The organism is Streptomyces sp. NPDC017448 (assembly GCF_044330565.1).
In the GTDB taxonomy this organism is placed as follows: Bacteria; Actinomycetota; Actinomycetes; order Streptomycetales; family Streptomycetaceae; genus Streptomyces.
Genome location: NZ_JBIRLM010000011.1, coordinates 167,251 through 194,136, shown reverse-complemented (window position 1 = coordinate 194,136; position 26,886 = coordinate 167,251). Strand labels below are relative to the sequence as shown.

Below are 26,886 nucleotides of genomic sequence, written 5' to 3'. Positions count from 1 at the left end.
TGCGCGATTCGGACATAGGGTTGCAGGTCCTTCCGCATCACAGGTGCAGAAGCATCCGGCTGTTGCCCAAGGTGTTCGGCTTCACTCGTTCGAGACCGAGGAACTCCGCGACGCCCTCGTCGTAGGAACGCAGCAGCTCGCTGTGGACATCGGTGTCGACGGGCGTCTCTCCGATCTCCACGAAGCCGTGCTTCGCGAAGAAGTCGACTTCGAAGGTGAGGCAGAAGACCTTGCGGACACCGAGCCAACGGGCGGTCTGCAAGAGCTTGTCCAGTACCCGGTGCCCGACTCCGGCGCCCTTGATCCGGGGGTCCACGGCGAGGGTCCGGACTTCCGCCAGGTCTTCCCACATGACGTGGAGCGCGCCGCAGCCGACGACCCGCGCGTCCTCGTCGCGTTCCGCGACCCAGAACTCCTGGATGTCCTCGTAAAGGGTGACGGTCGCTTTGTCGAGCAGGATGCCTCCGGACACGTACCCGTCGAGGAGCGCGCGCACGGACGCGACATCACTCGTCCTGGCCCGCCTCACGGTGATGGCGGGCTTATTTACCGACGGGTCGGTATGGAGTTCGGTATCCGGGTCGCTTTGCGGCTGCTCTGAGGACATGCCCCGACGCTATCGCCCGCTCTCCCGGGTCGTCCCATCGGCCGGGGCGCCGCTCCCGGCGGACCCGGCGGTCGGTTCCGCGGGGTCGCCGGGGGCGATTTCGGCGAGGTCGGGGGAAACCATGCGAACGGCGTCGCGGAGCGCTTCGCGCTGCTCCGGCGACATCATGCCGAAGAACGCGACAAGCGCTGCGGCGGGGTTGTCACTGCGTGACCAGGCTTCGTTCATCAGTGCGGCCGAGTAGGCGGCCCTGGTGGAGACGGCCGTATATCGATAGGCGCGGCCGTCGACTTCCCTGCGTACCCAGCCCTTCTGATGGAGATTGTCCATTACCGTCATCACGGTCGTGTAGGCGATGGAGCGTTCCTGCTGAAGGTCCTCAAGGACTTCCCGCACCGTGACCGGCCGGTTCCATTGCCAGACGCGTGTCATCACGGCGTCTTCGAGGTCTCCCAATTGACGGGGCACGGGATCACTTTAGTGCCTTATGTCCCGGATGTTCCGTTATTCGCGCAGCAAAAGAGCGCACGGCTCGGATGAGTCGTGCGCTCGGGGGGCGTTCCGGGGAGACGCCGGGAGGGGCTCCGGAGAGGCACCGGGAGGGGCGGGCCGCTCCCGCGATTCAGACGTTCTCCGGACGAGCGGTCTGCTTCGCGGATTCCGCGCGGGCCAGCGCCGCGTCGACGAAACCGTCCTCCTTGGTCTTGTTCGGACCGCCCTGGCTCTTGACGATGATCACGATCAGGGCGATGAAGAAGACGGCCATCACCACGGGGGGCACGAGCGCGGATACATAGTCCATGCCGTCCAGAGTAGCGAGCCCCGGGCGGCCGGACGCGGCGACCTCCCGGTGGAGGCCGCCGCGTCGGACGCCGGCGGGAGGGGCGGAGGTCAGCCGGCCGCCCGCTCCTCGGAGGGCGGCGGGGCGGGCCGGCGGCGCGGCGGGAAGACCTCCGACGGCTTGGGCGCCGGGCGGGCGCCGGGCTTCTGCGGGCGGCCCGGGGCGGCCGGGGTCGCGGGCCGGTCCGCCTCCTGTCCGGCGGCGGCACGGCCGCCGGGCAGGGCGAGCAGCCTGCCGCGGGGACCGGGGGCCGCCGCTCCGGCGGTACGGCCGGCGAGCCGGGCCCGTACCGAGCGCTCGGCGAGCAGTTGGCACCGCTCCAGGAGGACCGCGGCGAGCGGTCCACCGCGCAGGGCCCGCAGGGCGGCCAGGTCGTCCGGCCGGGGGTCGTACCCGGCGGCCAGGGCGTCCTGGAGCAGTTCCAGGTAGCCGACGGCGGAGCCGGGGAGGGCGTGGCGGTAGCGGGCGAGGTCGGCGAGGAGGAACGCTCGCAGCCGACCCGCCTCGCCGACCGCCTCGTCCACGGAGCCCGCGAGCCGCAGGCAGTCCTGGACGTCCTCGTCGGACAGGGACATGGGGTGGAGGGCGTTGGCGAGGGCACGTCGGAGCACCCGCAGCTCGTCCGCGCTGAACGCCATGCCGCCTCGTGAACCGTAGGGCGTGGGCATAACGCGACAATACGTGCTAAATGGACAAAATCCGTTTAGCTGGCCACCGGTGTCGCGGTGTCCCGGGCGGAGCCCGGGGGTCGGAGCCCGGCCGTTCCCGCAGGTACGCCGGGCCCCGGGGGCGCTCCCGCTAGGGCCGGGACCTGTTCCGCTCGTACACCAGGCGCAGCCCGATGAGGGTCAGCCAGGGCTCGTGCTCGTCGATGACGGAGGACTCCCCCAACACCATCGGAGCAAGGCCGCCCGTCGCGATCACGGTGACGTCGTCCGGGTCGGCGGCCAGCTCCCTCTTCATCCGGGCCACCACCCCGTCGACCTGGCCCGCGAAGCCGTAGATGATGCCGGACTGCATCGCCTCGACGGTGTTCTTGCCGATCACGCTGCGCGGCCGGGCCAGCTCGATCTTGCGGAGCTGGGCGCCCCGGACGCCGAGCGCCTCGACGGAGATCTCGATGCCGGGGGCGATCACCCCGCCCGTGTACTCCCCGCGCGGGGAGACCGCGTCGAAGGTGGTGGCGGTGCCGAAGTCGACGACGATCGCCGGACCCCCGTACAGCTCGACGGCGGCGACCGCGTTGATGATGCGGTCGGCGCCGACCTCCTTGGGGTTGTCCATCAGGATCGGCACGCCCGTCTTCACGCCGGGCTCCACCAGGACGGCGGGGACGTCGCCGTAGTAGCGGCGGGTGACCTCGCGCAGCTCGTGCAGGACCGAGGGGACCGTGGCGCAGATCGCGATGCCCTCGATGCCGTCGCCCAGCTCCATGCCGAGCAGCGGGTGCATGCCCATCAGCCCCTGGAGCAGGACGGCCAGCTCGTCGGCGGTGCGGCGGGGGTCGGTGGAGATCCGCCAGTGCTCGACGATCTCCTCGCCGTCGAAGAGGCCGAGGACCGTGTGCGTGTTGCCGACGTCGATGGTGAGCAGCATCAGGCGTCGGCCCCGTCCCCGGCCGAGGGGGACGCGTCCGCGTCGCGGAAGTCCAGGCCGATGTCGAGGATCGGCGCGGAGTGGGTGAGCGCCCCGACCGCGAGGTAGTCGACGCCCGCGTCGGCGTAGGCGCGGGCCGAGTCGAGGGTGAGGCGGCCGGAGGACTCCAGGATCGCCCGGCCGTCGACCAGGGCGACCGCCTCGGCGGTCTCGGCCGGGGTGAAGTTGTCCAGCAGGATCAGGTCGACGCCCGCGTCCAGCACCTCCCGGACCTGCTCCACCGTGTCGACCTCGACCTCGATGGGCAGGTCCGGGAAGGTGGCGCGGACCCGCTTGAACGCCTCCGCGACGCCGCCCGCGGCGATCACGTGGTTGTCCTTGACCAGGGCCGCGTCGGAGAGCGACATCCGGTGGTTGACGCCGCCGCCGCAGCGCACCGCGTACTTCTCCAGCGCGCGCAGGCCCGCCGTCGTCTTGCGGGTGTCGCGGACCTTCGCCTTCGAGCCCTCCAGCACGTCCGCCCAGGCGCGGGTGGCCGTGGCGATGCCGGAGAGGCGGCAGAGCAGGTTGAGCGCGCTGCGCTCGCCGGTCAGCAGGTCGCGCGTGCGGGTGGTGACGGTCAGCAGCTTCTGGCCGGGGGCGACCCGGTCGCCGTCCTCGACGTGCCGCTCGACCTCGAACTCCTCGGTGCAGACGATCGACAGGACCGCCTCCGCGACCCGGAGCCCGGCGACCACGCCCGCCTCGCGAGCGGTGAAGTCACCGGTGGTCACGGCATCCTCGGGAACGGTCGCCACGGTCGTGACGTCCACCCCGCCGTCGAGGTCCTCCTCGATCGCCACATGCGCGACGTCCTCGACCTGGACCGGGTCGAGCCCCGCCTCGGCCAGCAGCAGGGCGAGCGCGGGGTCGAGCCCGCACTCCAGGGCCTCGGGGCCGGCCCCGTCTTCGCCGCCGCAGCCGCAGCCGTCGCCGCAGCCGCCTCCCGCCGGTGCGGACGCTGCGGGCGCGCCGACCCGGATCAGCGGTACGTCCACGGGTGTGGGGCGCGGATTCTCTTCGGGCGTGCTCACGGTGACGGCTCCTCGGGGGTGTGACGGGTGGTGCGGGTGGAACGTGCGGTGCGCGGGCCGCCCCGCACGGTGCGGCGGAGCGGGTGCTGCCGGCAGTCTGCTCAACCGGACGGGCGTACGGGCGGGAACGCGGCGGTCTCCGTGCGGTGGACCACCGGGGTGCGGTCCGGCGCGAGGCGGACGACCAGGTGGCGGCGGCCGTGGGCGTCGTCGCGGTCGGGCCGGTCCTCGCGCCAGTGGCAGCCCCGGGTCTCCTCGCGGTCCCGGGCGGCGGCGACCAGGACCCGCGAGACCAGGAGGAGGTTGGCGACCTCCCACGCCTCCACCCCGGGGACGACCGCCTTGGGGCCGCCCGTCCCGTCCGCGCCGGCGGCGGCCTCGCGGTGCAGGGCCTCCAGCTCCTCGGCGGCGGCGGCCAGGCTGGCGGCGGAGCGCAGCACCCCGGCGCCCCGGCTCATGGTGCGCTGGATCGCCGTACGGGCCTCGGGGGCCGGCAGCGCTACCGGGCCGCCACCCTCCGGGGCCGCGCCCTCCGGGGCCGCGACCGGTTCGGTGCGGGACGGGCGGGTCTCCGCGATGTCGGCGGCGATGCGCTCGGCAAAGACCAGGCCCTCCAGGAGGGAGTTGGACGCGAGGCGGTTGGCGCCGTGCACCCCGGTGCAGGCGACCTCGCCGCAGGCGTACAGGCCGGGGACGGTGGTGCGGCCCCGCAGGTCGGTGCGGACGCCGCCGGAGGCGTAGTGCGCGGCCGGGGCGACCGGGACCGGCTCGGTCACCGGGTCGATGCCGTGGGCCCGGCAGGCGGCCAGGATCGTCGGGAAGCGCTGCTCCCACATGGCCGCCCCGAAGTGCCGGGCGTCCAGGTACATGTGCTCGGCGCCCTTCTCGTGCATCCGGCGCGTGATGCCCTTGGCGACGATGTCGCGGGGGGCCAGCTCGGCCAGCTCGTGCTGCCCGGCCATGAAGCGCACGCCGTCGCCGTCGACGAGGTGGGCGCCCTCGCCCCGTACGGCTTCGGAGACCAGCGGCTGCTGGCCCTCGGAGTCCGCGCCGAGGAACAGGACGGTGGGGTGGAACTGGACGAACTCCAGGTCGGAGACCTCCGCCCCGGCCCGCAGCGCGAGCGCCACCCCGTCGCCGGTGGAGACGGAGGGGTTGGTGGTGGCGGAGAAGACCTGGCCCATGCCGCCGGTGGCGAGGACCACCGAGGGGGCCCGGACCGCGCCCACGCCGTCGTGCTGGCCCTCGCCCATGACGTGCAGCGAGACGCCCGCCGTACGGCCTTCGGCGTCGGTGAGCAGGTCCAGGACGAGGGCGTTCTCGATGGTGTGCAGGGCGGCGGCGCGGACCGCTTCGACCAGGGCGCGGGAGATCTCCGCGCCGGTCGCGTCGCCGCCGGCGTGGGCGATGCGGCGGCGGTGGTGGCCGCCCTCGCGGGTCAGCGCGATGGCGCCGCCGTCGGTGGTGTCGAAGTGCGCGCCGGTCTCGATCAGCCGGCGTACGGCGTCGGGGCCCTCGGTGACCAGGGTGCGCACGGCCTCCTCGTCGCAGAGGCCCGCACCCGCGACGAGGGTGTCGTCGAGGTGCTGCTCGGGGGTGTCGCCCTCGCCGAGCGCGGCGGCGATGCCGCCCTGGGCCCAACGGGTCGAGCCGTCGTCCAGGCGGGCCTTGGTGACGACGACGGTGTCCAGGCCGGCGGCGGCGCAGCGCAGCGCGGCGGTGAGCCCGGCCACGCCAGAGCCGACCACCACGACGTCCGCGTCGATGGCCCAGCCGGGGGCGGGGGCGGTCAGCCGTATACCGGTCACGTCAGGGCTCCGAAGGTGAGGGGGATGTTGTCGATGAGGCGGGTGTCCCCGACCCGCGCCGCGACGGCGAGGATCGCCTCCCCGCTCTCCCGGTCGTCCGGGATCTCGGTGAAGTCCGCCGGATCGACCAGGGCCAGGTAGTCCACGCGCAGCGGCGGCCGCCCCCGGTCGGCGGCCTCGTCCAGGACCAGCCGGGCGGCGGCGCGGACGGCGGCGGGCGCCCCGTTGGGCCTGGCCAGCGCCACGGCCTGGGCGTCGGCGGCGGCGCGGACCTCGCCGAGCCGGTTGAGCCCGGCGGCCCGGTCGCCGCCGGGTGCGGTGGCGCGGGCCCGCTCGTGCAGGGCCTGCTGGGCGGCGAGCCGGTCGCGGGCCGCGAACAGGGCGCGGGGCAGGGCGAGCGCGGTGCGCCGCTCCTGGGCGGAGAGGAAGCGGTTGCGGCTGGAGAGGGCGAGGCCGTCCGGGTCTCGGACGGTGGGCACGCCGGTGATCCGGACGCCGAAGTTCAGGTCGCGGACCATGCGGCGGATCAGGGCGAGCTGCTGGGCGTCCTTCTGGCCGTAGAACGCCTCGTCGGGGCGGGTGAGGTGGAGGAGCTTGGCGACGACGGTGAGCATCCCGTCGAAGTGCCCGGGGCGGGCCGCGCCTTCGAGCCGCTCGCCCATGGGGCCCGCGGCGATCCGGACCTGGGGCTCGCCGCCGGGGTACACCTCGTCGACGCCGGGGGCGAAGACCGCGTCGGCCCCGGCCGCGGCGGCGATCTCCAGGTCGGCGTCCAGGGTGCGCGGGTAGCGGTCCAGATCGGCGGCCTCGCCGAACTGCAACGGGTTCACGAAGACGGTGACCACGACCTGGCCGTCCGCGCCGGCCGCCGCGCGGGCGGCCCGGATCAGGGAGGCGTGCCCCTCGTGGAGCGCGCCCATCGTCATGACGACGGCCCGTTCGGCCCCGGTCGGCCGCTCCAGCGCGTCCAACTCGGCGGCGGTGTGCAGGAGGGCGGGGGGAACCGTGCGGGTCATGGCGTCTCTCCCGGTCCCGTGAGGCAGGCGGTCATCGGGGCTCCCCCGCTCCGGGGCCGCCGGGGCGGCCTTCCTGGTCGGCCAGGACCACGAGCAGGTCCTCGGCCAGCTCCGCCTTGAGCAGGCCGTGGGCGAGCGCCCGGTCGGCCGTGGTGCGGGCCATCGCGACGTAACCGGCCACCGCCTGCGGGGCGTGGGCGCGCAGTTCGTCGATGTGGGCGGCGACCGTGCCCGCGTCCCCCCGTGCGACCGGGCCCGTCAGCGCGGCGTCGCCGGAGCGCAGGGCGTTGTCCAGGGCCGCGCCGAGGAGCGGGCCGAGCATCCGGTCGGGCGCCGAGACTCCGGCCCCGGCCAGCAGCTCCATCGACTGGGCGACCAGGGTGACCAGGTGGTTCGCCCCGAGGGCGAGGGCCGCGTGGTAGAGCGGGCGGGACTCCTCGGCGATCCACTCGGGCTCGCCGCCCATCTCGATGACCAGGGCCTCGGCGGCGAGCCGCAGCTCCTCGGGGGCGGTGACCCCGAAGGAGCAGCCCGCCAGCCGCTGGACGTCCACGGCGGTCCCGGTGAACGTCATCGCGGGGTGCAGCGCGAGCGGCAGCGCCCCGGCCCGCCGCGCGGGGTCCAGCACCCGTGTCCCGTACCGCCCGGAGGTGTGGACGAGCAGGTGGCCCGGGCGTACGGCCCCGGTCCCGGCGAGGCCCTCGACCAGCGTGGGCAGGACGTCGTCGGGGACGGTCAGCAGCACCAGGTCGGCGCGGGCCAGCACCTCGGCGGGCTCCACCAGGGGCACCCCGGGGAGCAGGGCCGCGGCACGGCGGCGGGAGGCGTCGGAGACCCCGGACACGGCGACCGGGCGGTGCCCGGCGAGCTGGAGGGAGGCGGCGAGGGCGGGCCCGACCCGGCCCGCGCCGACGACGCCGACCGTGAGCCGGGCGGGGCGGTCCCTCGCGTCGAGGGGTTCCTTCGAGACTGATGCGTTCACGCGGCGATGGCCTTCCGTTCCAGTCCGCAGGGGGTACCGGACGATTTCTCTGCATGCTACGCCAGCGTTTCGGCGGAGCTCATCCGCTGCCCACAGCCTGTGGATAACTTTCGGAACCCGCCGCCGGGCGTCCGGATACCGGTGGGCGCGCCGCCCCGGCCCCGGGCGATGATCGTCCCATGGCGACGACGGACGAGCAGGAACGGCGGCGGCGCGCGCTGACCGCGTGGCGGGGGTCGAAGGTGCTGGCCCGGACGGGTGCGGACGGCACGGTGGGCGAGCGGCTGGCGGCGCTGGCGGCCGACGCCTCCTCCGTACACGATCCGGACGACTGGACCGATGTGTACGGGGGCGGGGTCGTCGCCGGTCTGGAGCGGCGGGTGGCGGGGCTGCTGGGCATGGAGGCGGCGGCGTTCTTCCCGACCGGGACGATGGCCCAGCAGGTCGCGCTGCGGTGCTGGGCGGGGCGGACGGGGAACGCGACCGTGGCGCTCCACCCCCTCTCCCATCCGGAGCTGCACGAGGGCGGTGCGCTGGGAGCGGTGAGCGGGTTGCGGACGGTGCGTCCGACGTCGGAGCCGAGGCTGCCGGACGCGGACGAGGTACGGGAGTTCCCCGAGCCGTTCGGGACGCTGATGCTGGAGCTGCCGTTGCGGGACGCCGGGTTCGTGCTGCCGTCCTGGGAGGAGCTGACGGCGGTGGTGGAGGCGGCCCGGGAGCGGGACGCGGTGGTCCATCTCGACGGGGCGCGGCTGTGGGAGTGCGGGCCGCACTTCGGGCGGGAGCTCTCGGAGATCGCCGCGCTGGCGGACAGCGTGTACGTGTCGTTCTACAAGTCCCTGGGCGGGCTGTCGGGGGCGGTGCTGGCGGGTCCGGAGACGCTGGTGGAGGAGGCCCGGGTGTGGCGCCACCGCTACGGGGGCCAGGTGTTCCAGCAGTTCCCGGCCGCGCTCTCCGCCCTGCTCGGCCTGGAGCGGGAGCTGCCGAGGCTGCCGTCGTACGTGGCGCACGCCAAGGTGGTGGCCGGGGCGCTGGCGGAGGGGTTCGCGGCGTCGGCGGCGCCGTGGTTCCGGGTGTGGCCGGAGCCGCCGCACACGCACCAGTTCCAGGTCTGGCTGCCGTACGCGCCCGAGGTGCTGGACGAGGCGTCGGTGCGGCAGGCCGAGGAGACGGGCGTGGCGCTCTTCCGGCGCTGGTCCGCGGGGGCGGCCGGAACGGGGCTGCCGCCCGGGGTCTCGTTCACCGAGGTGACGGTGGCGGCGGACGGGCTGGAGTGGACGGCGCGGGACGTGCGGGAGGCGGTGGCGGGGTTCGTGCGGTACGCGGGGTAGACCCGGGGCGCCCCGGGGTCCGGGGCGCCCCCCTCACCCGCCGGGCGGGGCGGACGGGTCGGAGGCGTCGGGCGGGGCGGTCCGCCCGGCGGGGCGGACGCGGCGGTACAGCGCGCGCAGGACCGGGCCGTCGTGGCGGCCCGGGGGCGGAGGCGCGGGCCGGGACAGCCGGGCCGCGCGGTGGACGTCGAGCAGATGCTGCTGGAGGGCGGTCATACGGCACAGCCTGCGAAGGCCGCGCCGCCCGCCGCCCGTCGGTTGACGGGCCCCGTCAATCCGTCGGCCGCTGATTGACGGGGGCCGTCAAACGGGGCGACGGCCCGGGCGCGTTCCCCCACCATGGAGGCGTGAGCGTGCACATAGACATCGCGGGACTCCCCGCCGACCAGGTCGTTTTCGCGACCTCTCCGCTGGCCGAGCTGGGCCTGGCCCTGCACGCGCTCTCCGAGCCCGGCCACCACCCGGGGCTGCACGGCTGGGCCACCGCGACCGCGGCGGCGCTGGAGCCCGACCTCGCGGACCGGATGCTGGAGGCGGAGTTCCTGTGGCGGAACACCTTCTCCGACGTGTTCATGCCGTTCTCCGGCATCCGGGGCGGCGACGGCAGGACCGGGGCCACGCTCGCGGAGGACCTGGACCTGCTGGACAAGCTGGACGACGAACGGTTCGTCGCCGCCGCGCTGGAGTTCACCTGCGCCAGCCATTACGGGGCCGGGTCGCCGTCACCGCTGCACGACGAGGCGATGCGGGTGCGCGCCCTGGACCTGGCGGCGGCGCGCGGCCCGCAGCAGGTGGACTTCACCCGGCGGCTGCTGGCCGACCCCGCCTCCGTACGCGGCTGGGTGCGGCGGCTGTTCGAGGACTGCGACCAGGCGTTCTTCGCGGACACCTGGCGGCGGGTCTCCGTCCAGCTGGTCGCGGACGCCCGGCACAAGACGGAGCTGCTGCGGCGCAAGGGGCTGGCCGACGCGGTCGGGGCGGTCTCCGCCGCCGTGACGCTGGACGAGGGGGCGGGCCGGATCACCGTCGACAAGCTGTCCGAGGGCCGGACCACCGCCCTGGACCCGGCCGTGGGGCGGGGCCTCACACTCATCCCGACCAGCTTCGGCCGGCCGCACCTGATGGTGCTGCACGCCCCGGGCTGGCGGCCGGTCATCCACTACCCCGTCCACCTGCCCGACCTGCCGGCGCCCGCCTCCGTGGAGCTGCTCCGGCTCCGCCTGGAGGCGCTGGCCCACCCGATGCGGATGCGCCTCTGCCGCAACCTGGCCCGCTCCCCGTACACCACGGGCGAGCTGGCCGACTCCCACGGCATCACCTCCCCCGAGGTCTCCCGGCACCTCTCCGTGCTCAAGAGGGCGGGGCTGGTCACGACGCGCCGCCGCGGCCGCTACGTCCTGCACCAACTGGACCTGACGGTCGTCGCCCGGCTCGGCAGCGACTTCCTGGAGGGCGTCCTGCGCTGAGCGGCGGCGCCTCCTCAGCCCGCGCCGCCTCCGGCCCTGACCAGGCCGGTCTCGTAGGCGAGGACGACGACCTGGACCCGGTCGCGGAGGTTCAGCTTGGTGAGGATGCGGCCGACGTGCGTCTTGACCGTGGCCTCGGAGAGGACGAGGCGGGAGGCGATCTCCCCGTTGGAGAGGCCCTGGGCGACCAGGAGCATGACTTCCCGTTCGCGTTCGGTGAGCTTGCCGACGTGCTTGTTCCTGGGCTCCTTCTCACCGCTGGGCAGCATCGGCGAGAAGCGGTCGAGCAGCCGGCGGGTGGTGGACGGGGCGACGACCGCGTCCCCGCTGTGCACGGAGCGGATCGCGGCGAGCAGCTCCGCGGGCGGCACGTCCTTGAGCATGAAGCCGCTGGCCCCCGCCTTCAGCCCGGAGAAGGCGTACTCGTCGAGGTCGAAGGTGGTCAGGATGAGCACCTTCGGCGGGTCCTGCTGCGCGCAGATGCGGCGGGTCGCCTCGACGCCGTCCAGCCGGGGCATGCGGACGTCCATCAGCACCACGTCGACGGCGGTGGACCGCAGCAGCTCGATCGCCTCCGCCCCGTCCCCGGCCTCGGCCACCACCTCCATGTCGGGCTGGGCCGCGAGCACCATCCGGAACCCGGTCCGCAGCAGCACCTGGTCGTCGACGAGCATCACGCGGATGGCGGGGGTCATGGGGATCGTGTCCTGTCCTGGGTCGTGGCGGGGTCGGGGTCGGGGTCGAGGGGGCGGGGCCGGGGGCCGGGGGCGAGGGGGCGGGGCGGTCAGCTCGGAGGCTTGAGCGGCAGCAGGGCGCTGATCCGGAAGCCTCCGCCGGGCCGGGGCCCCGCGTCCAGCGTGCCGCCGACCATGCCGACCCGCTCCCGCATCCCGATCATCCCGTGCCCGGCGCCGTCCGCGCCGCCGTCCTCGTACAGCTCGTGCGCGGCCCCCCGGCCGTCGTCCTCGATCAGCAGGCCGAGGCCGTCGTCGAAGTAGACCAGCCGGACGCTCGCCCCGGCGTCGGGGCCGCCGTGCTTGCGGGTGTTCGTCAGGGCCTCCTGGACGACCCGGTACGCGGTCAGCTCCACACCGCTGGGCAGCGGGCGGGGCGTGCCCTCGACCTTGAAGTCGACCTCCAGGCCGGTCTGCCGGACCTGGGCGACCAGATCCTCGATCTGCTCCACATCGGGCTGGGGGACGTACTCCCCGCTCTCCGGGCCGTCGCCGGTCCGCAGCACCCCGAGCAGCCGCCGCATCTCGGCGAGCGCCTGGCGGCCGGTGGTGGAGATGGTCTCCAGGGCCTGGCGGGCCTGGTCGGGGGCGGCGTCCATGACGTAGGCGGCGCCGTCGGCCTGGACCACCATCACGGACACGTTGTGCGCGACGACGTCGTGCAGCTCGCGGGCGATCCGGGCCCGCTCGGCGGCGACCGCGACCTTGGACTGCGCCTCGCGTTCCCGCTCCAGCCGGGCCGCACGCTCCTCCAGCTGGTCGAAGTAGGCGCGCCGGGTCCGCAGCGAGTCCCCCAGCACCCAGGCCAGCACGAACGGCACCGTCATGATGATCGTCACGAAGACCACCTGCGGCCAGGACCCGCCGGGCTCGGGCTCCCACCGCAGCTGGGACAGGGCCGCCGCGCTCAGGCTGCAGGCCAGGGCGAGCCGGGACGCCCACCGCTCCCCGATCGTGGCCACGGTGTACGTGATCACCAGCATCGCGAAGTCCCCGATGCCGGGCCGGACGTCGAACACCAGCTGCACGAGGCCCACCAGGATGGCGAGCAGCAGCATCTTCTCCGGGGCCCTGCGGCGCAGCGCCACGACCGTGGAGAGACCGAGCGCGACCGGGACGGCGACGATCTCCTCGCGCCCCGCGTCGTACATGCCCGACACCATCGACATCCCGGAGAGCCCGAGGAGGAAGACGGCCCAGAAGACGTCGACGCCCGTCGGGTGTCTGCGGATGAAGTCGTAGAGGCGCTGCACGTGACCAAGCGTAAGGACCGCCGATCGGTGCCCGGGTCAACCGGAGGGTCGATCCGGGTGCGGGGCCGTACTCCCCAAGGTGGAGGCCCGCCCGGCTCCCCGAGGGGAGGCCCGCCCGGCCCGGAGGGGACCGGCGGTGGAGACCCGCCCGCCCCGGAGGCTGGAGACTTGGCCGGGTGACGGACGTGACGGACGAGTGGCGCGGTTGGCGGGAGGCGGCTCGGGCCGCCCTGTACGGGGACGAGGGCTTCTACCGCAACCCCCTGCGCACCCCGGAGGGGCCCGCGGGCCATTTCCGTACGTCGGTGCACGCCTCGCCCCTCTTCGCGGCGGCGGTGGCCCGGCTGCTGACCGGAATCGCCCACGAGCTGGACACCGGCACGGTCGCGCTGGTCGACGTGGGCGCGGGGCGGGGCGAGCTGCTCACCGGCGTGCTGGCCGCGCTGGCCGCGCTGCCGGAGGGACCGGAGGTGATCCCGTACGCCGTCGAGGTCGCCGCCCGGCCCGCGGGCCTGGACCCCCGGATCGAGTGGTGCGCGGAACCGCCCGCCGGGATCACCGGGCTGCTGTTCGCCAACGAGTGGCTGGACAACGTTCCGGCGGAGGTGGCGGAGGCGGACGCGGACGGCGTCCCCCGGTACGTCCAGGTGCGGACCTCGGACGGTGCGGAGCGGCTGGGCCCCCCGGTGACCGGGGCGGACGCGGCGTGGCTGGAGCGCTGGTGGCCCCTGTCCGCGCCGGGCGAGCGGGCGGAGATCGGCCGCCCCCGGGACGCGGCCTGGGCGCGGGCGGTGGGATGCGTGGCCGCCGGCCTCGCGGTGGCGGTGGACTACGCCCATGTACGGGGCGCCCGGCCGCCCTTCGGAACGCTGACCGGATTCCGGGGCGGCCGCGAGGTGCGCCCGGTGCCGGACGGCTCCCGCGACCTGACCGCGCACGTGGCGCTGGACGCCTGCGCGGCGGCGGTCCCGTACGCGAGCGCCGAACTGACCGACCAGCGGACGGTGCTGCGCCGGCTGGGCGTCGACGGCGGCCGGCCGCCGCTGACCCTGGCCGCCACCGACCCGGCGGGGTACGTCTCCGCGCTGGCGGCGGCGGGCGAGGCGGCGGAGCTGACCGCGCGCGGCGGCCTCGGCGACTTCGGCTGGCTGCTGCACCGGGTGGGCCTGCCGGAACGCGGGTGACCACCGGGGCCCCGGCCCGGCGGGATCGGGGGGCCGGGGGCCCCGGGGCGACGGAATCGGGGGAGTCAGGGGGAATACTGTCCCGCATGACGGAGACGACCACGATCGGCATCGGCGGAGCGGCGGAGAGCACCGACATGGTGCTGAACATCGGTCCCCAGCACCCCTCGACGCACGGCGTCCTCCGGTTGCGGATCGTGCTGGACGGCGAGCGCGTCCAGCACGCGGAGCCGGTCGTCGGCTACATGCACCGGGGTGCGGAGAAGCTGTTCGAGGCGCGGGACTACCGGCAGATCGTCATGCTCGCCAACCGCCACGACTGGCTCTCGGCGTTCTCGAACGAGCTGGGCGTCGTGATGGCCGTCGAGCGGATGCTCGGCATGGAGGTCCCCGAGCGCGCGGTGTGGACGCGGACGCTGCTCGCCGAGCTGAACCGGGTCCTCAACCACCTGATGTTCCTCGGCTCCTACCCCCTCGAACTCGGCGGCATCACCCCGGTCTTCCACGCCTTCCGGGAGCGCGAGGAGCTCCAGGCGGTGATGGAGGAGGTGTCGGGCGGCCGGATGCACTACATGTTCAACCGGGTCGGCGGCCTCAAGGAGGACGTCCCGGCGGGCTGGGCCGGCCGGGTCCGCGACGCGGTCGCCTCGGTCCGCTCCCGGATGGACGTGTACGAGGACCTCGTCCTCGGCAACGAGATCTTCCGGGGCCGTACGCGCGACGTCGGCGTCCTGTCCGCCGAAGCGGTGCACGGGTACGGGGTGTCGGGGCCGATCGCCCGCGCCTCGGGCGTCGACTTCGACCTGCGGCGCGACGAGCCCTACCTCGCGTACGGGGAGCTGCTGGACACCCTGAAGGTCGTCACCCGGACCGAGGGCGACTGCCTGGCCCGCTTCGAGTGCCTGCTGGAGCAGACCCTCAACTCACTGGACCTGGCCGACGCCTGCCTGGACCGGATGGCCGGCCTGGCGCCCGGTCCCATCAACCAGCGGCTGCCCAAGGTGCTCAAGGCCCCGGAGGGCCACACCTACGCCTGGACGGAGAACCCGCTCGGCGTCAACGGCTACTACCTGGTCTCCAAGGGAGAGAAGACGCCCTACCGGCTGAAGCTGCGCTCGGCCTCGTTCAACAACATCCAGGCGCTCACCGAGCTGCTGCCGGGGACGCTGGTCGCCGACATGGTGGCGATCCTGGGCTCGCTGTTCTTCGTCGTCGGGGACATCGACAAGTAGCCCCCGCGCCGGCGCCGCCGGGCCGGGGCCCGGTCGGAACGCCGTGCGTGCGGCGCCCGTTCAGGAGACGGCGCCGCGCAGGCGTGCCACGTCGATCTGCTCGGTCTCGTCGTGCGCGGTGAGGTCGATGACCTTGCCGACCGCGCGGTGGTCGACGGCCCCCGTGCGGTGGGCGGCGAGCGCCTCCTCGCCGACGACGTCCGCGAGGTCCTCGTTCTGCACGGATTCGATCGCGGCCTTCGCCTGCTGGGCCCCCCGGAGGGCCGGAGCGGCCCGAGGACCCGGGACTTCCTGGGCGCCCGCGCCGTCCTGAGGACCCGCACCGTCCTGGGCGCCCGCGCCGTCCTGGGGGCGTGTGCCGTCCTGAGGGCCGCGGACGCTCCGGGCGGTGCGGGCGCCCTGGGTGCCGAAGTAGTCGAAGTTGCCCTGGGGCGCGAGGTGGCGGCGCGCCGCGTACGGGACGACGGCCGAGGCGGCCGGGGTCGCGCGCGGGACCGTCGCGGGGGCGAGTGCGGAGGCTGCCGAAGCCTGCGGTCCGGCCGCCTGCGGGGCCGCCGGTTCCGGGGCCGCCGGGGTCGCAGGGACCGCCGGGGCCGGGACCGCCGGGGTCGCAGGGACCGCCGGGGAGCGCCCGGCGAGGGCCCGCTGCCGGACCAACTCCGCCGTACGGCGGGCCTCCTGGATCTTCGCGTTGCGCGTGAGGTTCATCAGGGCCTCGTCCGCCCGCCGGTACGCGTCGGGCGTCGGCGTGGACCGCGCGGGCAGCAGCTCCTTGGGGGCGGACGCCTCGACGGCGAGCTGCCGGCGGTCCTCCAGCGCGCTGGCCCGCTCGGTCTCGGCGTTGGCGTAACGGCGCAGCAGTCCGGCGTGCTCCCCGCGCAGCCCCGCCAGCTCCACCCGCTTGCGACGGAGCTTGGTCTCCAGACGGGTGCGCAGCTCGCGCGACTCCTCCAGGTCCTGCTCCAGCTCGGCGATCCGCTCCTCGGCCCGCCATTCGTCGCTCGCCCGGGCGCGCGTCAGCTCGGCGACCCGCAGCCCCGCCGCCCGGTCCCAGCTCCGCATCAGATACGCGCCGGTGACGGCGGCGGCCGCCACGACGGCCACCAGGCCCCGCAGGACCAGGGGTTCGGACAGCAGCCAGGCGCCGGCGGCGCCGACGACCGAAACGCCCGCCACCACGGAGGGGGGCAGGATTCTGTGGAGGGGCGGCGAATGGCGGTGGCGTCCACGGGGCATGGCCTGAAATTTACCGTGTGCACGGACCACGTGGGGGGCCGCCCGGAAATCTGTTCCCCGCCGGTTACCTCGCGGCCCCCCGAAGGCGCTCGCCCGGCTCTTTTCTCCGGGCCCGAACGCTACTTCCCGATCAGCCCCTTCGCCTCCAGGTACTCCTTGGCGACATCGGCGGGCTTGGCCCGCTCGGCGTCCACCTTCCGGTTCAACTCGGCGAGATCTTCCGTCGTGAGCGTGGCGGTGATCTTGCCGAGGGCGTCGGCGATCTCCGGCGCGCCCGCGTCCTTCGTATGCAGAACCGGAAGGACGTTGTCCGCATTCTGGAGCTTCTTGTCGTCCTCCAGGAACACCAGTCCGTCCAGCACGGCGTCCGTCGTGGTCGTCAGGACCAGTTGGGCCTTGCCGTCGCGGACCGCCTGCTTGGACTGCGGCGTGCCGACGCCCTTGGGGTCGATACCGGTGACGTCGATGCCGTACGTCTCCTTGAGCCCCGGTGCGCAGAACGGCCGCACCTCGCACTCGTCGCCCGCCGCGATCCTCACCTTGATCTTCGCCTTCCCCAGATCGGAAAGGGAGGTGAGGCCGTTCTTCTCGGCGAATTCCTCCGATACCGCGAAGGCGTTCTGGTCCACGGCCTTTCCGGCCGGGAGGACCGTGAGGCCCAGCGGTTCGGCGAGCCGCTTCAGCGCGGAGACGGTGGCCTCGACGTCCCCGGAGGCCACGGGCTTCTCCTGCGCCTTGTCGGCGCCGTTGACCTTGGCGTTGAGGAACTCGGCGATCGTGGCCGCGTACTCCGGTACGACGTCGATCTCGCCCTTCTCCAGCGACGGCTCGTACAGCTCACGGTTCTTCACCGTGGTGACGGAGGTGCTGTATCCGGCGTCGCCCAGGATCTGCGCGTACAGCTCGGCGAGCACCTTGGACTCGGTGAACGCGGCCGAACCGACGACCAGGGAGCCCTTCTTGCCGTCGCCGCCCGAGGAACCCGAACCGCCCTTCTCCTGCTCCAGGCTGTCGCCGCCGCAGGCCGCCAGCGACCCGGCCAGCGCCACCATGCCGACGACCGCACCGGCTATCCGCGAGGTCCTGCTCATATGTGTTGTTCTCCGTCCGAACAGAGGAAAGTGATCAGAAGAAAGCGCCCGGAGGGGCGTGTCCGAGCGGAACAGCCCCAGGAGGCGTCAGCGGGGTGCGTGACCGCGGAAAGCGCGTCCGCGGTGCGGCGTCCACCCGTGCGCGTCATACGGGCCGTGCGCTTCGGGCGGGGGGCCCGGACCCGCGGCGGCGGAGCGGGGAGAGCAGCCGGTCCAGGCCCACCAGCACGCCCTCCACCACCAGGGCGAGCCCGGCGACCAGGACGGCCCCGGCGAAGACCTGGGCGGTGTCGTAGGTGTTGAACCCGGCGGTGATGATCCGGCCGAGGCCGCCGAGGCCGACCATCGCGGCGATCGACGCGGTGGCCACGACCTGGACGGCGGCGGACCGCAGCCCCGTCATGATCATCGGGTGGGCGAGCGGCAGCTCGACCCGGACGAAGAGCTGGAGACCCGACATCCCCATGCCGCGCGCCGCCTCCACCACCGCCCGGTCCACCTCCCGCATGCCGACGTAGGCGTTGGTCAGCAGCGGCGGGACCGCGAACAGGACCAGCGCGATGATGGTGGGCCAGTACCCCGCGTTGCGCAGGGGCGTGACCATGAAGAGGGCCAGCACCGCGAAGACGGGGACGGCCCGCCCCACGTTGGAGACGTTCACCGCCAGCGGCCCGCCCCTGCCGATGTGCCCCAGGTAGAGGGCGAGCGGCAGGGCTGTCGCGCAGGCCGCCGCCAGGGCGACCCCGCTCACGTACAGGTGCTCGCCGAGCCGGTGCGCGGCCCCGCCGTCCCCCGACCAGTTGGCCCCGGTGGTCAGCCAGGTCCAGGCGTCGCCGATGACTCCCACGGGTCAGCCCACCTCCGCCTTCGCCGGGGCGGGAGGCCCCGGGTCCGTCACAGCCGGGGCCCGCGGCCCGGCGTCCGTCGTCGCCGCGCCCGGCCGGCCCGCCCCGGAGAGACGCGTCCAGGGCGTCAGCAGCCGCTGGAGGCCGAGCAGCAGCAGGTCCGCCGCCACCGCGAGCAGCACGCACAGCACCGAGGCGGTGAGCACCTGGGCCTTGAAGAAGCTGGGCAGCGCGTCCTCGATGAGGTTGCCGAGGCCGCCCTTGCCGACGAGCGAACCGACCGTGGTCAGCGCGACCGTCGACACGGTGGCTATCCGCACCCCCGCCATCACCGCGGGCAGCGCCAGCGGCAGCTCCACCTCCCACAGCAGCCTCGCAGGCCCGTACCCCATGCCGCGGGCGGCCTCCTTGGCCTCCTGCGGCACCGCTTCGAGCCCGGCCAGGATGTTGCGCACGAGGATGGTCAGCGAGTAGAGCACCAGGCCGGTCACGACGAGCGAGGCCGACAGCCCGAACAGGGGCAGCAGCAGCGAGAACATCGCCAGCGAGGGCACGGTGTAGAGCACGGTCGTCAGCCCGAGCACCGGCCCGGCGAACCCCCGGCCCCGGCGGGCGAGCAGGGCCAGCGGAAAGGCCACCGCGAGCCCGATCAGCACCGAGGCGGCCGTGATCCCCACGTGTTGCACGGTCGCGTCCGCCAACTCCTGGCTCCGGGAGCGCAGATACTCCCCGCAGATCCAGTCGTTCGTCACCAGGCAGCTCTGTCCGGCCATCCGCCCTCCACCTCCTGCCCGTCCTCATCGCCCGGGAGCGCTCCGGGAAACCGCCCCGGCGCCCTCTCCCGGAACCTCCGGCCCCTCGGATCGCCCGGATCGAACTGATGACTGGCGAGCCTATCCTCGACCACCGACAATCGCGGAGGGCTGTCGCATTCCGGCAACACGCCCTTCACGAAACGCCCTCCACAATGGGGAACCATGATCCGTTTCGAGCATGTCACCAAGCGGTACGCCGACGGCACCACCGCCGTCGACGACCTTTCCTTCGAGGTCGCCGAGGGTGAACTGGTCACGCTCGTCGGACCATCCGGTTGCGGCAAGACGACCACCATGAAGATGGTGAACCGGCTGATCGAACCGACCGAGGGCCGGATATTCCTCGACGGGGACGACATATCCACCATCGATCCCGTCCGGCTCCGCCGCAGAATCGGCTATGTGATCCAGCAGGTCGGCCTCTTCCCCCACCGGACGGTCCTGGAGAACACCGCGACCGTTCCCCATCTGCTGGGCTGGAAGCGCGGAAAGGGACGCGAACGCGCCGCCGAACTCCTCGACCTCGTCGGACTCGATCCTTCCGTTTATGGCGACCGCTATCCGGAGCAGCTTTCCGGCGGGCAGCGCCAACGCGTGGGCGTGGCTCGGGCATTGGCCGCCGATCCGCCCGTCCTCCTGATGGACGAGCCTTTCGGAGCGGTCGATCCGGTCGTCCGCGAACGCCTTCAGAACGAATTCCTGAAACTCCAGGCCCAGGTCCGCAAGACCGTGCTGTTCGTCACGCACGACATCGAGGAGGCCGTCCGCCTGGGCGACCGGATCGCCGTCTACGGGCAGGGCCGTATCGAGCAGTTCGACTCCCCCGCCACCGTGCTGGGGGCCCCCGCCACCCCGTACGTGGCCGATTTCGTCGGCGCGGACCGGGGCCTCAAGCGGCTCTCGGTGACGCCCGTGGAGGAGAGCGACCTCGACCAGCCGCCGGTCGTCCACCTCGACGACCCGCTGGCCGCGGCCACCGAACGGCTCAGGTCCCGAGGCGCGCGCTGGGCGGTCGTCCTGGACGGCCGCGACAACCTCCACGGCTGGATCCCCGCCGACGCCGACGCGGGAGCGGCCGCCGGAGGCGCCGTCCGCGACCACGCCCGCCGGATGGAGGCGTGGCTCCCGCTCGGCGCGCCCCTCAAGCAGGCGTTCGCCACCATGCTCCAGCACGACGCGGGCTGGATCGCGGTCGTCGACGAGGCGGGCGGGGGCCGCTTCCTCGGCGTGCTGACCCCCGCCCGTCTGCACGAGGCCCTGCGCCGCTCGATCGACGCGGACGCCCAGGACGTACCGCGCGCGGAGGTCGCCGTGGAGACGGTCGCGGCGGTCACCCGGGCCTCCTAAGGGCTGTCCGTCCGGACCATGCCGGGGCGCAACCCACCGGAGGCGGACGCTCACCTCTCCCCGAGGCGGGCGCTCAGCCACTCCAGGGCCGGCGGGATCTCCCGCCGCCAGGTCGTGAAGTTGTGCCCGCCGCTGTCGAGCACGATGGAGGAGACCCGCGCGGGCGCCTTCACCTTCTCGATGAACCTCATCGTGCTCCCGAGGTTGTCCTCGCCCTCCCGGGACGTCGTCACCAGGAAGGACCCGCCCCTCGGCGGCCGGTTCTCCAGGTTCCCCATCAGGTCGGCGCGGTCGCGCAGCTCCCGCCGCCCGTGGAACAGGTCGCCCGTCGTCGGGTCCTCGGCCGCCCTGTAGTACGCGGAGAGCCCGGCGCTCGCCGCGTACCGGTCCGGGTGGAGCATCCCCATCTTCAGCGCGCAGTAGCCGCCCGTGGAGTTGCCGATGATCCCCCAGTCACGGGCCTCTTTCCCGACCCGGTAGGAGTCCGCCACCGCCTCCGGAAGGTCCTTCGCGAAGAACGTCTCCGTCTGCGGGCCCCCCGGGACGTCCACGCACTCGGTGTCCCGGGGCGGCGCGACCGTCGGACGCAGCATCACCAGGATCATCGGCCGGGCCTTCCCCGCCCTCACCAGCTCATGCGCCGTCTGCGGGTAGCGCAGCCCCTTCAGGAGGTTCTCGGCCGTGCCCGGGTAGCCGGTGAGGACCACCGCCGCCGGGAACGTCCGCCCGGCGTACGCCGCCCGGAAGTACTCCGGCGGCAGATAGACGTACGCGGGCGCCTCGATGCCCGACCTGCGCCCCGAGACCACCACCTGGTCGATCCGCCCGCCGGCCGACGGCACACGCCCGCCCGGCACGTCCGGGCGCCGGGTGGCGATCCGCGCCAGGCGCGGGGAGCCGGCCGCGCCCTCCACGTGGTCGGTGACGACCCCCAACTCCTGCTCCCTCCCGAAGAGATCGGCCCAGGAGCCGTAGAAGAGAAAGGCGTTGTTGGCCGCCAGCCCCACCGCGGCGAACAGCGTCAGCTGGGTCGCCAGCAGCAGTCCGATCCGGCCCGAGACCGCGGCCGCGCCGGGCCGGGCCAGCCGCGGCCAGAACCGGACCGTGGCGGCGAACAGCGCGACGGCCACCGCCGCCACGACCGCGAGGACCGCGGTGCTGGTGAGACCCATGAGCGTGCTTTCTCCGTCTTCTCCGTACCGGGGCGGACGAGGTCCGGCGCAGGGCCGGGCCGGGGCCGGATGCGGGAAATTTCCGGAATGTGGGTGAACCCCCGCTCCCCGCCCCCCGTCCTAGAGGGCGCACATCGTCCGAGCGGCTCCGGCCGGCGGACTCAGGAAATCTCACGCGAAGCCACGGGAAGCGATGTCTGTCACGCTAGATGGGGATAAGTCGGTATCGGTTCCGCAGCGCGTCCGCCGGTCGCTCCACGGGCCGCGCCCCGCATCCGTACCGGCGATCGTCGGCACCGCCTGCACCGTCGTCGGGCTGATCGACGTCGCCGCCGGGGTCTTCCCCCGCTTCCGGCACAGCCGTATGCACTCCATCGCCGAAGTGCTCCCCGGGGCGCTCGGCCCGTTCGCCGCCGCGCTCTCCCTCAGCGCGGGCATCCTCCTGCTCCTGCTCGCGCACGGGCTGAAGCGGAACAAACGGCGGGCCTGGCGGGCGGCGGTGGTCCTCCTGCCCGCGGGGGCCGCGGCCCAGTTCGCGTACCGCCACTCGGTCGTCGGGGTGCTCGTCCCGCTGGCGCTCTGCTGGCTGCTGGTGCGCCACCGGGACCAGTTCCGGGCGCTGCCCGACCCGCGCAGCCGCTGGCTCGCGCTCGTCAACTTCGTGCTGCTCGGCGCCGGTTCGCTGGTGCTCGGACTGGTCATCGTCAGCGCCCACCCCGGCCGCGTCATCGGGGACCCGTCCATCGCCGACCGCCTCCACCACGTGCTGTACGGCCTGTTCGGCGTCGAGGGGCCCGTCGACTACGCCGGGCGGACCGGCTGGACGGTGGCCTGCTCGCTGGGCGCCCTCGGCCTGCTGACCGCCGTCACCACCGTCTACTTCGCCTTCCGCCCCGAGCACCCGGCCGCCCGCCTCACCGAGGACGACGAGGCCCGGCTGCGGGCCCTGCTGGAGCGGCACGGCGGCCGGGACTCGCTCGGCCACTTCGCGCTCCGCCGCGACAAGGCCGTCGTCTTCTCCCCCAGCGGCAAGGCCGCCGTCTGCTACCGGGTCGTCTCGGGGGTGATGCTGGCCGGCGGCGACCCGATCGGGGACGTGGAGGCGTGGCCGGGCGCGATCGAGCGCTTCATGGACGAGGCGCGGGCGCACTCCTGGACCCCCGCCGTGATGGGCTGCAGCGAGACCGGCGGCCAGGTCTGGACCCGGGAGACCGGGCTCACCGCCCTGGAGCTGGGGGACGAGGCGGTGGTGGACGTCGCGGATTTCTCCCTCGCCGGACGGGCCATGCGGAACGTGCGCCAGATGGTCAAGCGCATCGAGCGGGCCGGCTACGAGACCCGGGTCCGGCGGGCACGTGACATCGGCGACGCCGAACTGGACCGCATCCGGCACGCCGCCGCCGACTGGCGCTCCACCGACACCGAGCGCGGCTTCTCCATGGCGCTGGGCCGGATCGGCGACCCGGCCGACGGCGACTGCGTGATCGCCACCGCCCACCTGCCCGGCTCCGGTACGGAGGACGCCCCGCACGGCGACCTGAAGGCCGTCCTCCACTTCGTCCCCTGGGGGCGCGACGGGATGTCGCTGGAGCTGATGCGCCGCGACCGCTCGGCCGACCCCGGCATGAACGAACTGCTGATCGTCGCCTCCCTCCGGGCCGCCCGGAAGCTCGGCGTCGACCGGGTCTCCCTGAACTTCGCCATGTTCCGCTCCGCGCTCGCCCGCGGCGAGCGGCTCGGCGCGGGACCGGTGCTGCGGTGCTGGCGCGGGCTGCTGATCTTCCTGTCGCGCTGGTTCCAGATCGAGTCGCTGTACAAGTTCAACGCCAAGTTCCAGCCGCGCTGGGAGCCCCGCTTCGTGGTCTTCCGCACCAGCCGCGAGCTGCCCCGCATCGGGGTCGCGGCGATGCGGGCGGAGGGGTTCGTGAACCTCTCGCCGCCCCGCCCGTTCCGCGCCCGCGACCCCCGCCCCTGCGGCCACGCCGCGCGGCCGGCCGCCGAGCACGAGGTGAGCGCGGCATGACGGCGCCGCCGCCGGGTGCGGCAGGTCCTAGTCTGGTCGTATGAGTACGTCACGCACGCGGGGCACGGTCCGAGGACTGCCGGAGTGGGACCGCTGTGCGGTCATGGGGGTCGTCAACGTCACCCCCGACTCCTTCTCCGACGGCGGCCGCTGGTTCGACACCACGGCCGCCGTCAAACGCGGACTGCACCTGGTGTCCGAGGGGGCGGACCTGGTCGACGTGGGCGGCGAGTCCACCCGGCCGGGCGCCAGCCGGGTCGACGAGGCCGAGGAGCTGCGCCGGGTCGTCCCGGTCGTACGGGGCCTGGCCTCCGAAGGCGTCACCGTCTCCGTGGACACCATGCGCGCCCGCGTCGCCGAACAGGCCGTCGCCGCCGGAGCCGCCCTGGTCAACGACGTCAGCGGCGGCCTCGCCGACCCGGACATGGTCCCGGCGGTCGCCGACGCCGACGTCCCGTTCGTGGTGATGCACTGGCGCGGCTTCAGCGAGACGATGAACAGCCGCGCGGTCTACGGCGACGTCGTCGCCGAGGTCCTCGACGAGCTGCGGCAGCGGATGGACGCGGTGGTCGCCGGCGGGATCGCCCCGGACCGCGTCGTGATCGACCCCGGCCTCGGCTTCGCGAAGGACGCCGCCCACGACCTGGCGCTGGTCGCCCGCCTGGACGGGCTGCACACGCTGGGCCGCCCGCTGCTGGTGGCCGCCTCCCGCAAGCGGTTCCTCGGGCACGTGCTGGCGGGCCCCGGCGCGGCCCCGCCCCCCGCCCGCGAACGCGACGCGGCGACGGCGGCCGTCTCCGCGCTCTCCGCGGCGGCCGGCGCCTGGGCGGTCCGGGTCCACGAGGTGCGGGCCACCGCCGACGCGGTCCGCGTGGCCCGCGCGGTCGAGGGAGCCGCGTGAACGAGGAGCACGCACGGGCGGCCGCCGACATCGCGGAGGTCGAGGCGGCCAACGCCGCCTTCTACGAGGCGCTGGAACGCGGCGACCTCGACGCCCTCTCCGCCTGCTGGCTGCCGGGCGAGGAGCTGACCGTCTCCTGCGTCCACCCGGGGTGGCCGGTGCTCACGGGCCGCCGCGACGTCCTGCGCAGCTACGCCCTGATCATGGCGAACACCGACTACATCCAGTTCTTCCTCACCGATGTCAACGTCGCGATGACCGGTGCCACCGCCCTGGTCACCTGCACCGAGAACATCCTCAGCGGCGGCCCGGCCGAGGAGGGCGACGCGCTGGGCCCGCTGGTGGGCCGGCTCGTCGTCGCCACCAACGTGTTCCGGCAGACGGCGGACGGCTGGAAGCTCTGGTCCCACCACGGATCGCCCGTCCTGGCCGACTCCGACGAGGACGACGAGGAGACCTCCTCCTGAGCGGAGGCACGCCCGGAGCCCCCAGGAGGAGGAAACACCCGTACGAGTGGGTACGGGACCGGTAGGGATGGAAACCCGGGCCGCCGGGTAGGGGCGGCTTCCAACCCTATGAGGCGCGGTCCACGGCCCCCACGGGCGAGCGCCCCCGGTACTCGCAGGTAGATTCGCACGACGGCACCTCGCCGCCCGCACGCGGCCGGGGCGCCTCTCGACCAACGACAGCAGGAGTGATTCGCGTGGATCGTGTCGCGCTGCGCGGCCTCAAGGCCCGCGGGCACCACGGTGTCTTCCCCCGGGAGCGGGAGGAGGGCCAGACCTTCATCGTCGACCTGGTGCTCGGCCTCGACACCCGTCCCGCGGCGGCCACCGACGACCTGACCCGCACCGTGCACTACGGCGTGGTGGCGGAGGAGGTCGTCGCCGTGGTGTCCGGCGAGCCGGTGGACCTGATCGAGACGCTCGCCGAGCGCATCGCCCAGCAGTGCCTGAAGCACGACGGCGTCGAAGAGGTCGAGGTCGTGGTCCACAAGCCGGACGCACCGATCACCGTCCCCTTCGACGACGTCACCGTCACCATCATCCGGAGCCGATCATGACCGCGTTCTCGACCGAGGGACAGGGCGACCCGACCGTGCAGCCGGTCCCCACCGCCGTCGTCCAGCAGGTCGACGCCGCCGACACCACCCTCTCCAACCCCAAGACGGCCGTCCTCGCCCTCGGCTCCAACCTGGGCAACCGGCTGGAGACCCTCCAGGGGGCCGTCGACGCCCTGGAGGACACGCCGGGCCTGCGGGTCAAGGCCGTCTCCCCGGTGTACGAGACGGAGCCCTGGGGCGTGGACGCCGGCTCCCAGCCCGCGTACTTCAACGCCGTCATCCTCGTGAGGACGACGCTGCCCCCGGCCTCCCTGCTGGAGCGCGGCCAGGCGGTGGAGGAGGCGTTCGACCGGGTCCGCGAGGAGCGGTGGGGCCCGCGCACCATCGACGTGGACATCGTGGCGTACGCCGACGTCGTCTCCGACGACCCGGTGCTCACCCTCCCCCACCCGCGCGCCCACGAGCGGGCCTTCGTCCTCGCCCCCTGGCACGACGTGGACCCCGAGGCGCAGCTGCCCGGCGCCGGGCCGGTGGCCGACCTGCTGGCCGCGGTCGGCCGCGACGGCGTACTGCCCCGGGCCGACCTGGAACTGCGCCTGCCGGAGTAGTCGTTAGGCTCGACGGACGGCGGTCCGGCACACGGCCGGGCCGGGCACAGGCGGCGCGAAGGGCGGCTCACGCGGTGAAGCAACTACGGCTCGGGGTACTGGCGGGCCTCTTCGCCGCCGCCGGCGTCCTCTCCTGGGGCGGGGCCCGCCTCTGGGACTCCTTCGGCACGCTGCCGAGCGTCCCGCTGGCCGCGTCGATCGTGCTCGCGGTGATCGCGGTCATCCTTCTCGCAACCGCGCTCTCCACCCGCGCCCGCCTCCGCGCCCAGCGGGAGCGCCGCCCCGGCGCCAAGGGCGTCGAGCCGCTGTTCGCGGCCCGCGCGGTCGTCTTCGGCCAGGCGAGCGCCCTGGTCGCCGCCCTGGTCGCCGGTATGTACGGCGGCATGGGCGTCTTCCTGCTCGGCTTCCTCGACATCCCGCCCCGCCGCGACCAGGCCATCTACGCGGGCGCGGCGGTGGTCGCCGGCATCGGCGTCATCGCCGCCGCCCTCTTCCTGGAACGCGTCTGCCGCCTCCCGGAGGACGGCGGCGACCACGACGGCACGGGCACGGCGGCGGCCTGACACCCTAGGGGCCCGGGCCCCCCCCCCCCCCCCGGGGGGCCCGGCCCCCCCCCCCCCCCCCCCCCCCCCCCCCCCCCCCCCCCCCGGGCCCCCCCCCCC

Annotated in this window: 28 protein-coding genes; 11 read left to right on the top strand and 17 right to left on the bottom strand. The window is 74.1% G+C overall.

The window, feature by feature from the left end; genetic code table 11:
• Positions 1–37: 37 nt before the first annotated feature.
• The 9 genes from ACH4K1_RS20225 to ACH4K1_RS20185 all read right to left on the bottom strand — a co-directional run bounded on the left by ACH4K1_RS20225 (position 38) and on the right by ACH4K1_RS20185 (position 7,923).
• The gene (locus ACH4K1_RS20225; RefSeq protein WP_228993010.1) at positions 38–607 is read right to left on the bottom strand and encodes an amino-acid N-acetyltransferase; all 570 of its coding nucleotides are present in this window, start codon (positions 605–607) and stop codon (positions 38–40) included.
• Between the two features lie 9 nt (positions 608–616).
• Positions 617–1,075, bottom strand: a complete 459-nt coding sequence (locus ACH4K1_RS20220) for a BlaI/MecI/CopY family transcriptional regulator (protein WP_398090656.1) — start codon at positions 1,073–1,075, stop codon at positions 617–619.
• A gap of 154 nt (positions 1,076–1,229) precedes the next feature.
• Positions 1,230–1,409 (bottom strand): hypothetical protein, encoded by a 180-nt coding sequence (locus tag ACH4K1_RS20215; RefSeq protein WP_398090655.1) that lies wholly within the window; start codon positions 1,407–1,409, stop codon positions 1,230–1,232.
• 89 nt (positions 1,410–1,498) lie between these two features.
• A complete protein-coding gene (locus ACH4K1_RS20210) occupies positions 1,499–2,086 on the bottom strand; it encodes a hypothetical protein (protein ID WP_398090682.1) in 588 nt (195 codons plus the stop codon).
• Between the two features lie 160 nt (positions 2,087–2,246).
• A complete protein-coding gene (locus ACH4K1_RS20205) occupies positions 2,247–3,044 on the bottom strand; it encodes a type III pantothenate kinase (protein WP_398090654.1) in 798 nt (265 codons plus the stop codon).
• The gene (nadC, locus tag ACH4K1_RS20200) at positions 3,044–4,117 is read right to left on the bottom strand and encodes a carboxylating nicotinate-nucleotide diphosphorylase (protein ID WP_398090653.1); all 1,074 of its coding nucleotides are present in this window, start codon (positions 4,115–4,117) and stop codon (positions 3,044–3,046) included. Before nadC ends, ACH4K1_RS20205 begins: the two co-directional genes overlap by 1 nt.
• 101 nt (positions 4,118–4,218) lie before the next feature.
• A complete protein-coding gene (locus ACH4K1_RS20195) occupies positions 4,219–5,925 on the bottom strand; it encodes an L-aspartate oxidase (RefSeq protein WP_398090652.1) in 1,707 nt (568 codons plus the stop codon).
• A complete protein-coding gene (gene panC / locus ACH4K1_RS20190) occupies positions 5,922–6,941 on the bottom strand; it encodes a pantoate--beta-alanine ligase (RefSeq protein WP_398090651.1) in 1,020 nt (339 codons plus the stop codon). Before panC ends, ACH4K1_RS20195 begins: the two co-directional genes overlap by 4 nt.
• Before the next feature lie 31 nt (positions 6,942–6,972).
• Positions 6,973–7,923, bottom strand: coding sequence for a Rossmann-like and DUF2520 domain-containing protein (locus ACH4K1_RS20185; protein WP_398090650.1), 951 nt, complete (start codon positions 7,921–7,923; stop codon positions 6,973–6,975).
• A gap of 179 nt (positions 7,924–8,102) precedes the next feature.
• Between ACH4K1_RS20185 and ACH4K1_RS20180 the strand changes: the two genes are divergently transcribed.
• Positions 8,103–9,254: a threonine aldolase family protein gene (locus tag ACH4K1_RS20180; RefSeq protein ID WP_398090649.1), complete on the top strand. Its 1,152-nt coding sequence runs from the start codon at positions 8,103–8,105 to the stop codon at positions 9,252–9,254.
• Positions 9,255–9,287: 33 nt separating this feature from the next.
• On the opposite strand, the gene ACH4K1_RS20175 is transcribed toward ACH4K1_RS20180, so the two are convergent.
• Positions 9,288–9,470 (bottom strand): hypothetical protein, encoded by a 183-nt coding sequence (locus tag ACH4K1_RS20175; protein ID WP_398090648.1) that lies wholly within the window; start codon positions 9,468–9,470, stop codon positions 9,288–9,290.
• A gap of 137 nt (positions 9,471–9,607) precedes the next feature.
• Between ACH4K1_RS20175 and ACH4K1_RS20170 the strand changes: the two genes are divergently transcribed.
• Positions 9,608–10,720, top strand: a complete 1,113-nt coding sequence (locus ACH4K1_RS20170) for a DUF5937 family protein (protein WP_398090681.1) — start codon at positions 9,608–9,610, stop codon at positions 10,718–10,720.
• Positions 10,721–10,734: 14 nt separating this feature from the next.
• Here the strand turns inward: ACH4K1_RS20170 and ACH4K1_RS20165 are convergent, their stop codons facing one another.
• The gene (locus tag ACH4K1_RS20165; protein WP_228993020.1) at positions 10,735–11,415 is read right to left on the bottom strand and encodes a response regulator transcription factor; all 681 of its coding nucleotides are present in this window, start codon (positions 11,413–11,415) and stop codon (positions 10,735–10,737) included.
• Positions 11,416–11,504: 89 nt separating this feature from the next.
• Positions 11,505–12,707, bottom strand: coding sequence for a sensor histidine kinase (locus ACH4K1_RS20160; RefSeq protein WP_398090647.1), 1,203 nt, complete (start codon positions 12,705–12,707; stop codon positions 11,505–11,507).
• A 185-nt stretch (positions 12,708–12,892) separates the two neighbouring features.
• Between ACH4K1_RS20160 and ACH4K1_RS20155 the strand changes: the two genes are divergently transcribed.
• Together ACH4K1_RS20155 and ACH4K1_RS20150 are read left to right on the top strand one after the other, a co-directional pair.
• Positions 12,893–13,891, top strand: coding sequence for an SAM-dependent methyltransferase (locus ACH4K1_RS20155; protein WP_398090680.1), 999 nt, complete (start codon positions 12,893–12,895; stop codon positions 13,889–13,891).
• 86 nt (positions 13,892–13,977) lie between these two features.
• Positions 13,978–15,123, top strand: a complete 1,146-nt coding sequence (locus ACH4K1_RS20150) for an NADH-quinone oxidoreductase subunit D (protein WP_398090646.1) — start codon at positions 13,978–13,980, stop codon at positions 15,121–15,123.
• A gap of 60 nt (positions 15,124–15,183) precedes the next feature.
• Here ACH4K1_RS20150 and ACH4K1_RS20145 read toward each other — a convergent pair whose 3' ends face one another.
• The 4 genes from ACH4K1_RS20145 to ACH4K1_RS20130 form a co-directional block, all read right to left on the bottom strand.
• The gene (locus tag ACH4K1_RS20145; protein ID WP_398090645.1) at positions 15,184–16,359 is read right to left on the bottom strand and encodes a hypothetical protein; all 1,176 of its coding nucleotides are present in this window, start codon (positions 16,357–16,359) and stop codon (positions 15,184–15,186) included.
• 119 nt (positions 16,360–16,478) lie between these two features.
• Positions 16,479–17,450: an ABC transporter substrate-binding protein gene (locus tag ACH4K1_RS20140; protein ID WP_398090644.1), complete on the bottom strand. Its 972-nt coding sequence runs from the start codon at positions 17,448–17,450 to the stop codon at positions 16,479–16,481.
• A gap of 145 nt (positions 17,451–17,595) precedes the next feature.
• Positions 17,596–18,297 (bottom strand): ABC transporter permease, encoded by a 702-nt coding sequence (locus ACH4K1_RS20135; protein ID WP_398090643.1) that lies wholly within the window; start codon positions 18,295–18,297, stop codon positions 17,596–17,598.
• A 3-nt stretch (positions 18,298–18,300) separates the two neighbouring features.
• Positions 18,301–19,068 (bottom strand): ABC transporter permease, encoded by a 768-nt coding sequence (locus ACH4K1_RS20130; RefSeq protein ID WP_398090642.1) that lies wholly within the window; start codon positions 19,066–19,068, stop codon positions 18,301–18,303.
• A gap of 204 nt (positions 19,069–19,272) precedes the next feature.
• On the opposite strand from ACH4K1_RS20130, the gene ACH4K1_RS20125 reads away from it, so the two are divergent.
• Positions 19,273–20,457 carry an ABC transporter ATP-binding protein gene (locus ACH4K1_RS20125; protein ID WP_398090641.1) on the top strand — a complete coding sequence of 395 codons (1,185 nt, stop codon included), beginning with the start codon at positions 19,273–19,275 and terminating at the stop codon, positions 20,455–20,457.
• Positions 20,458–20,507: 50 nt separating this feature from the next.
• Here ACH4K1_RS20125 and ACH4K1_RS20120 read toward each other — a convergent pair whose 3' ends face one another.
• On the bottom strand, positions 20,508–21,629 hold the full coding sequence (locus ACH4K1_RS20120) for an alpha/beta hydrolase (protein WP_398090640.1): 1,122 nt from the start codon (positions 21,627–21,629) through the stop codon (positions 20,508–20,510).
• A 193-nt stretch (positions 21,630–21,822) separates the two neighbouring features.
• Between ACH4K1_RS20120 and ACH4K1_RS20115 the strand changes: the two genes are divergently transcribed.
• From ACH4K1_RS20115 to ACH4K1_RS20090, 6 genes are all read left to right on the top strand, one after another.
• Positions 21,823–23,652 carry a phosphatidylglycerol lysyltransferase domain-containing protein gene (locus ACH4K1_RS20115; protein ID WP_398090639.1) on the top strand — a complete coding sequence of 610 codons (1,830 nt, stop codon included), beginning with the start codon at positions 21,823–21,825 and terminating at the stop codon, positions 23,650–23,652.
• Positions 23,653–23,755: 103 nt separating this feature from the next.
• On the top strand, positions 23,756–24,553 hold the full coding sequence (gene folP, locus ACH4K1_RS20110) for a dihydropteroate synthase (protein WP_228993119.1): 798 nt from the start codon (positions 23,756–23,758) through the stop codon (positions 24,551–24,553).
• Positions 24,550–25,020, top strand: coding sequence for a nuclear transport factor 2 family protein (locus ACH4K1_RS20105; protein WP_398090638.1), 471 nt, complete (start codon positions 24,550–24,552; stop codon positions 25,018–25,020). The genes folP and ACH4K1_RS20105 overlap by 4 nt, the downstream gene beginning before the upstream one ends.
• Positions 25,021–25,256: 236 nt before the next feature.
• Positions 25,257–25,616 (top strand): dihydroneopterin aldolase, encoded by a 360-nt coding sequence (gene folB / locus ACH4K1_RS20100; protein ID WP_228993031.1) that lies wholly within the window; start codon positions 25,257–25,259, stop codon positions 25,614–25,616.
• A complete protein-coding gene (folK, locus tag ACH4K1_RS20095; protein ID WP_398090637.1) occupies positions 25,613–26,224 on the top strand; it encodes a 2-amino-4-hydroxy-6-hydroxymethyldihydropteridine diphosphokinase in 612 nt (203 codons plus the stop codon). Before folB ends, folK begins: the two co-directional genes overlap by 4 nt.
• A gap of 74 nt (positions 26,225–26,298) precedes the next feature.
• Positions 26,299–26,787 carry a DUF3180 domain-containing protein gene (locus ACH4K1_RS20090; RefSeq protein WP_398090636.1) on the top strand — a complete coding sequence of 163 codons (489 nt, stop codon included), beginning with the start codon at positions 26,299–26,301 and terminating at the stop codon, positions 26,785–26,787.
• The last annotated feature ends 99 nt before the right edge of the window (positions 26,788–26,886 follow it).